At 69.4% G+C, this 3,568-nt stretch carries 4 protein-coding genes; 2 read left to right on the top strand and 2 right to left on the bottom strand.

The window, feature by feature from the left end; all coding sequences use genetic code 11:
• Window positions 1–126: 126 nt before the first annotated feature.
• Together G6020_RS07610 and G6020_RS07605 are read right to left on the bottom strand one after the other, a co-directional pair.
• Window positions 127–2,007: a long-chain-acyl-CoA synthetase gene (locus G6020_RS07610; protein ID WP_182610205.1), complete on the bottom strand. Its 1,881-nt coding sequence runs from the start codon at window positions 2,005–2,007 to the stop codon at window positions 127–129.
• Window positions 2,004–2,630: a TetR/AcrR family transcriptional regulator gene (locus G6020_RS07605; protein WP_179523607.1), complete on the bottom strand. Its 627-nt coding sequence runs from the start codon at window positions 2,628–2,630 to the stop codon at window positions 2,004–2,006. The genes G6020_RS07610 and G6020_RS07605 overlap by 4 nt, the downstream gene beginning before the upstream one ends.
• A 154-nt stretch (window positions 2,631–2,784) precedes the next feature.
• Between G6020_RS07605 and G6020_RS07600 the strand changes: the two genes are divergently transcribed.
• Both G6020_RS07600 and G6020_RS07595 read left to right on the top strand, forming a co-directional pair.
• Window positions 2,785–2,973, top strand: coding sequence for a DUF2613 domain-containing protein (locus G6020_RS07600; protein ID WP_304816525.1), 189 nt, complete (start codon window positions 2,785–2,787; stop codon window positions 2,971–2,973).
• Window positions 2,974–2,995: 22 nt separating this feature from the next.
• The coding region (locus tag G6020_RS07595; protein ID WP_182610204.1) for an alpha-(1->3)-arabinofuranosyltransferase family protein at window positions 2,996–3,568 on the top strand (573 nt) is incomplete at its 3' end.

Below are 3,568 nucleotides of genomic sequence, written 5' to 3'. Positions count from 1 at the left end.
GGCGGGAGAGGTCGGTCCCGCCGCGGCGCGCCCGTCGGTCGGACACACGGCGACTGTGCGCACGACGACTGGGCATGCGGGGACTGGGCATGCGGCGGCGGGACCTCCTCCGTGGTGTCCCCGGCCTCAGGCCTTACCGGCGACGACGTCGTTCTCTGCCCCATCGTAGAAGGGGACGTATCCGTTGTCGGACGACAGGACGTAGAGCGGGTCGTCGAACCGGGAGGTGTCGAACGCCTGCTCGCGCAGCTCGGTCTTGCGGCTCTTGTAAGTGGACGTCACCTCGAGCTCCTTGGAGAGCCGGATGAACAGCGGAACCGCGTACGACGGCAACGACCTGCGCAGGTGCTCGGCGAGCGCGGCGCCGTCGAAGTCGGACTTGTCGTGCAGCCGGACGGCGGCCATGCCCGCCTTCCCGTCGGCACCCGGCACCGGCACGCCGTAGACCACGGCCTGGTCGACCTCGTGGCGGGCGCTGACGGCCGCCTCCACCTCGGTGGTCGCCACGTTCTCGCCCTTCCACCGGAAGGTGTCGCCCAGCCGGTCGACGAACGAGGCGTGCTTGAGGCCCTGGTCCAGCATCAGGTCGCCCGAGACGAACCAGGCGTCGCCGTCGGTGAAGGCGTCGCGGATGACCTTCTTCTCCGTGGCCTCCTTGTCCGTGTAGCCGTCGAAGGGCTGCGTGTCGGAGATGCCGCTGATCAGCAGGCCTGTCCCGCCCTTGCCCACCTTGGTGAGCCGGCCGTCCTCGCCGCGGCGGGGCTCCCCGGTGTCCGGGTCGTAGTCCACGATCGCGAAGTCCATCGGGCAGTAGCCGGTGGTCTTGGGGATGTTGAAGGCGTTGACGAACGCGATGTTGCACTCGCTGGCCGCGTAGAACTCACAGATCCGGTCGATGCCGAACCGCTGTTGGAACTCGTCCCAGATCTCGGGGCGCAACCCGTTGCCCGTCATCACCCGGATGGAATGGTCACGGTCGCCCGGACCGGGTTCCTGGTTGAGCAGGTAGCGGCAGATCTCGCCGATGTAGATGGCGGCGGTCGCCCCGGCCGCGCGGGCCTGGTCCCAGAACTTCGACGCGGAGAAGTGCTCCTCGACGGCCAGGCACGCGCCGGCGGCGAGCACGCAACCCAGGCCGACCGTGAGCGCGTTGTTGTGGTACATCGGCAGCGGACAGAGCAGGACGTCGTCCTTCTTGAGCCGCACACCCGACAGGCCGAAACCGGCGAGCGCGCGGTTCCAGCGGTAGTGGGACATGGTCGAGGCCTTGGGCAGGCCGGTCGTTCCCGAGGTGAACACGTAGTACGCGGTCTCGTTGCCCAGCGTCTCGTCCGCCTCGGGCGGGTTGGTGGCGCCGGCGTCCGCGTCCATCTTCTCCAGCTCGTCCTCGAGCCAGGTGAGATCCGAGAGCTCGTCCGGGCGGTGGCCCGCCGTGAAGTCGCGGAACGGGAGGTCGACCTCGGATCCCACGGCGATCAGCTCACCGAGCCACTTCTCGCGGGGGATGGACCCGGCGGCCTCGGCGCACTCCGCCCCGATGAGGACGACCTTCGACTCGATGATCTTCTGCGAGTGCTCGAGGACCTCCCCGCGCTGGTGATGGTTGAGCAGGCCCACCGAGGCGCCCACCTTGACCGCGCCCAGGATGGCGAGCATGACCTCGGGCCGGTTGACCATGCAGATGCCGACGGTGTCGCCCCGCTCGACCCCACGGGCCTTGAGCACCTCGGCGACGAGGTTGGCGCGCCGGTTCGCCTCCCCGTAGGTGATCTCGGATCCCAGGAAGCGCAGGAACGGGGCGTCCGGCTGGCCGGCCGCCAGTTCCTGGAACCTCCTGCCGATGGAGATCTTATCGGTCCCGCGGGAGGTGCGGACGATCCGGAGACCACGCAGGACGGTGGGCAGATCGGAGACGAGAGAGGGCAGGCCTCCCGCCAGGTCGAACGGGCTGAGGGTCCTGGCACCCTGGGACGTGCGGCGGGTGGTGTCTTCGGTCGTGTCGGTCACGGGTTCTCCTCTTTCGGGGTGGTGAGTGACTTGGCGGGATCTCCGGCGAGGCCGCGCCACGCGAGTTCGACGACCACTCCTGCGGCCACCGATTTGGGTATGGACCGGTGTGCGACGCGGTCGGCGACCGCCTCCCCGGCCCCGACGAGCGCGGTGGCGACCACCTCGAGCACCTCGCGGCTGCGCCCGTCCACCGAGTTCTGCGCCAGCAGATCGGTGGTCAGGTCCACCAGGACGGAGCGGGTCTTCTCGACCTCGTCGCCGAAGGCGGGTTCGGCCACGGCCTGGCGGTACACGACGTTCCACGAGTCGGCGTGGTCGTCCACGTAGTCGAGGAACGCCTCCACGACGCTCTCCAGACTGTGACGCGCACCGGTCCCACTGGTCGCCGCGGAGGTGAGGTGGTCGATGAGTCGCCCGGACTCACGGGTCACGCACGCGGAGAACAGTTCCTCCTTCGAGCCGTAGTAGAGATACAGCATCGGCTTGGAGATCCTGGCGTCCTTGGCGATGGTGTCCATCGACGCCGATCGGTAGCCGAGGTCGGAGAACACGCGGATGGCCGAGTCGAGCATCTGCTGTTCGCGGATCGCGCGTGGGATCCGTTTGGTCCCCGTCGTCACAGGACTCCTTCCGGCGGGACGTGGTGTCGTGTCCCACACCAACTTACCGGCCAGTAAGTAGTTGTGGGCGACACTACGCACGATCCACCGGGTACCGGGTGATACTCTTTCGGCGACGGCGTGCCCCGGGGCACCGCCGGGACACCCCATTCTCGTGACCCGCAGGGAGAACTCGATGAGCTTCGGTACCGGAGCGCTCGCCAGCGCAGTCGGCGGAATCGTCCTCGGCGGCATCGTCGCCTTCGGAGCCAGCTCCGCGATGGCCGAGAACTCCATCCCGGAGGTCGCGCAGCCGCCCGCCGACCAGGCCCTCCTCGGCCAGGTCGAGTACGGCGCCCGCTAGTCCCTCCCCCGCGCCGGCCGAGGTGACCCGCGGGATCCGTCTCGGTGCAGGCGCGCGTGACGCGGTCGTCGCGTTCCTCGGTTTCCTCCTCCTCGCCTGCCTGCAGTCCCCGGGTCTGGTCGTCCCGGACACCAAGTACGACCTCGTCGTCGATCCCGGACGCTTTCTCTCGCAGGCCACCCACCTGTGGACCGGACTGTCGTTCGGCGGCCAGGTCCAGAACCAGGCGTACGGGTACCTCTTCCCCCAGGGGCCGTTCTTCGCGCTGTTCGACCTGGTGGGGATGCCCGCCTGGCTGACCCAACGTCTGTGGTGGGCGGTTCTGCTGACGCTCGCCTACGTGGGGGTGGTCCGGGTCGCGGCCGCCCTGCGGATCGGCACCCCCCAGACCAGGGCCGTGGCCGGGATCCTCTACGCGCTCGCCCCCCGGATGCTCGGCGACCTCGGGTCGATCTCCTCCGAGATCTGGCCGGTCGCGCTGGCGCCGTGGGTGCTGCTCCCGGTGGTGCGGGTGTTGCAGGGGCGGATGTCCCCGCGCCGGGGTGGGGCGGGTGCCGCGCTGGCCCTGGCGTTGATGGGCGCGGTCAACGCGGTC

This window comes from Dietzia sp. B19, from assembly GCF_014145155.1.
GTDB classification, from domain to species: domain Bacteria; phylum Actinomycetota; class Actinomycetes; order Mycobacteriales; family Mycobacteriaceae; genus Dietzia; species Dietzia natronolimnaea.
This window is presented reverse-complemented; position numbering and strand designations above follow the sequence as displayed.